This is a genomic window from Melaminivora alkalimesophila (genome assembly GCF_000282995.1).
Taxonomy (GTDB): Bacteria; Pseudomonadota; Gammaproteobacteria; order Burkholderiales; family Burkholderiaceae_C; genus Melaminivora; species Melaminivora alkalimesophila.
Genome location: NZ_ALEE01000635.1, coordinates 1 through 3,089 on the forward strand (window position 1 = coordinate 1; position 3,089 = coordinate 3,089).

The window sequence follows — 3,089 nt, forward strand, 5'->3', positions numbered from 1 at the left end:
GCCCCGCCCCGGCGCCGGCCCCGGCTGCGGCCCCGCCGGAGCCCGCGCAGCCGGTGGACCCGATGCGCACCGTGATCGAGAGCCGCCCCAAGGGCGGCCTGGCGGCGGTGGCCGAGAAGGTCGAGTACTGGACCCAGGAGGGCCACAAGCGCCTGTACCTGATCGTCTCCTTCCTGCCGGTGCCGGACGGCCGTGGCGGGACGGTGGACCGCGCCATCGAATTCTTCATGCCGGTGGGCCAAAGCGGCGAGTCGCAGCAGTGGATCACCTCCAGCATGCGCCTGCTGTCGCTGGCCGCGCGCGGCGGCTTCCTGGAGCGTGCGCTGTCGGACATGCGCAAGGTCGCCTGGGACCGCGGCCCCGTGCGGCTGGGCACGCACACGCGCGCCGACGGCACGCAGGTGCCGCTGTGGCACGACTCCGAGGTCGCGGCCATCGCCTATGCCGTGCAGAACATCCTGGCGCGGCGCACCAGCGACCCGCAGCAGCAGCTGCTGCCGCTGGAGGAGCCGCCGATCGCCGCCGGCACCACGCCTCCGGCGATGGCCGGCAAGAAGTGCTTTGAGTGCGGGGCGCACGCCGTGATCCGCAAGGACGGCTGCGACTACTGCACGCAGTGCGGCGCACTCGGCAGCTGCGGCTGAGCCTGCGGCGCCGCCCCGGCTGAAGCCAGCGGGGCGGCCGCGCCTACACTGGGCGGATGCGCCACCGGCCCACGCTCTCCACCAAGCTGCTCGCCATGGGCACAGCCTTCCTGGTCGTCGCCCTGGCCTCCATCGGCTTCACGCTGTGGGTCACGTGGAAGCTCGAAGGCGGCGCGGCAGCGGTGAACGAGGCCGGGCGGCTGCGCATGAACATGCTGCGCATGGTGCTGGCGCAGCAGGAAGAGTCGCCCGAGAAATTCGCGCAGCTGGTGCAGGGTTTCGACACCAGCCTGGAGCTGCTGCGCACCGGCGACCCGGCGCGGCCGCTGTTCGTGCCCTGGAGCGACGCCACGCGCGCGCACTACCACGAGATCGTGCGCGAGTGGCGGGCGCTGCGCGCCGATTGGAGCGCGCAGCCCCCCGGGCGGCGCGAGGCACTGCAGCGGGGCGATGCCTTCGTCACCGAGCTGGACGCCTTCGTGCAGGCCATCGAGGTGCAGATCGCGCGCTGGACGGCCGGCCTGCACCTGTTCCAGCTGATGATGGTGGCGCTGGCGATCGCCGCCGCCGTGGCCTTCATGGCGCTGAGCTACCTGCTGGTGCTCAACCCCGTGATGCGGCTGCAGCAGGCGCTCGCGCGCGTGCAGCGCGGCGAACTCGGCACGCGGCTGGAGGTCGAGGCAGACGACGAGTTCGGCCAGCTGGCCGCCGGCTTCAACCGCATGGCGCACGCCCTGCAGGCCTCGCACCGCGACCTGGAGCGCAAGGTGCGCGAGAAGACCGCGAGCGTCGAGCTGCAGAACCAGCGCCTGGCGGCCCTCTACCAAGTGAGCGCGCTCGCGGCTGAGGCCGGCAGCCTGGAGGCGCTGACCCAGGGCTTCGTCCAGCAGGTGCGCAGCGTGGCCGGGGCCGATGCCGCCGCGGTGCGCTGGTCGGACGTGGCGAACGAGCGCTATGTGTTGCTGGCCTCCGAAGGCCTGCCGCCCTCGATGGTCGAGGAGGAGCACTGCGTGGTCGCCGGCAGCTGCGAGTGCGGCCAGCCGCCGGAGACGGCGCGCATGCGCGTGATCCCCATCGTGGCGCACTCGGCGATGCAGCTGCCGCACTGCCGCGAGGCGGGCTTTCAGACCGTGGTCAGCGTGCCGGTGCGGCTGCACCAGCGGCTGCTGGCCGAGGTGACGCTGTTCTTTCGCCGGCCCTTTGCCATGGCCGACGACACGCACGAGCTGCTCGAGAGCATGGCGCGCCACCTGGCCAGTTCCATGGAGGGCCTGCGCGCCACGGCGCTGGAGCGCGAGGCGGCGGTGGCGGCCGAGCGCGGCCTGATCGCGCGCGAGCTGCACGACTCCATCGCCCAGTCGCTGGCCTTCCTGAAGATCCAGGTGCAGCTGCTCAAGGGCGCCGTGGCGCGCGGCGACGCGGCGGCGCGCGATGCCAGCATCGAGGAGCTGGACACCGGCGTGCGCGAGAGCTACGCCGACGTGCGCGAGCTGCTGGTGCACTTTCGCACGCGCACCCAGGACGAGGACATCGAGGGCGCGCTGCGCGCGACGCTGTCCAAGTTCGAGCACCAGACCGGCGTGCCGGCCGCGCTGGCCATGTCGGGGCAGGGACGGCCGCTGCCGCCGGACGTGCAGATCCAGGTGCTGCACATCGTGCAGGAAGCGCTGTCGAACGTGCGCAAGCACGCCGGCGCGCGCCGCGTGCTGGTGCGCGTCGAGCGGCACCCGCGCTGGCGCTTCGAGGTGCACGACGATGGCCGGGGCTTCGATCCCGCCACCGTGCCGCCCGATTCGCTCCATGTAGGCTTGGGCATCATGCGCGAGCGCGCCGAGCGGATCGGCGCGCAGCTGCGGATCGATTCCCAGGCGGATGGCAGGGGTGCATGCGTGGTGCTGGAGCTGCCGCCGAGCGCGGCAGACGGTGAGCCCGTCGACGCCCCGACCGCGACCTGACACCGTTTGCCGAGCGATGCCATGCCGACACCCATCACCCTGTTCCTGATCGACGACCACACCCTGCTGCGCCGCGGCCTCGTGGCACTGCTCGGCCAGCACGCCGACCTGCGCGTGGTCGGCGAGGCCGGCGACGCCGGCGAGGCGCTGCGCCTGGTGCCGCAGCTCGCCCCGCAGGTCATCCTGCTGGACAACCACCTGCCGGGCGTGCGCGGGGTGGATGCCATCGTCGGGCTGCGCGAGGCCTCGCCCGCGAGCCGCATCCTGATGCTCACGGTGAGCGAGGACGGCGACGACCTGGCGACCGCGCTGCGCCATGGCGCGCACGGCTACCTGCTCAAGACCATCGACGGCGAGCTGCTGGCCGAGGCGATCCGCCGCGCCGCGCGCGGCGAGCCGGTGGTCAGCCCGGAGATGATGGGCAAGCTGATCGCGGCCTTCCAGGTCCAGGGCGCACCGGAGGCGCCGGCTCCCGCGCCGCTGCCGGTCG

The 3,089-nt window shown here is 73.1% G+C and carries 2 protein-coding genes and 1 pseudogene; all 3 read left to right on the forward strand.

What is annotated here, in order from left to right; genetic code table 11:
• Window positions 1–644, forward strand: a pseudogene (locus A612_RS12375) (adenosylcobalamin-dependent ribonucleoside-diphosphate reductase); the annotation flags it as partial.
• A gap of 56 nt (window positions 645–700) precedes the next feature.
• Window positions 701–2,599 carry a type IV pili methyl-accepting chemotaxis transducer N-terminal domain-containing protein gene (locus A612_RS12380; RefSeq protein ID WP_019374785.1) on the forward strand — a complete coding sequence of 633 codons (1,899 nt, stop codon included), beginning with the start codon at window positions 701–703 and terminating at the stop codon, window positions 2,597–2,599.
• A 21-nt stretch (window positions 2,600–2,620) separates the two neighbouring features.
• Window positions 2,621–3,089: response regulator (locus tag A612_RS12385; protein ID WP_040436809.1), on the forward strand; the 469-nt coding region annotated here is incomplete at its 3' end.

What these genes read in the sequence shown, in the direction of transcription:
- A612_RS12380 (WP_019374785.1), top strand. Translation starts at nt 701, where the DNA reads ATGCGCCACCGGCCCACGCTCTCCACCAAGCTGCTCGCCATGGGCACA.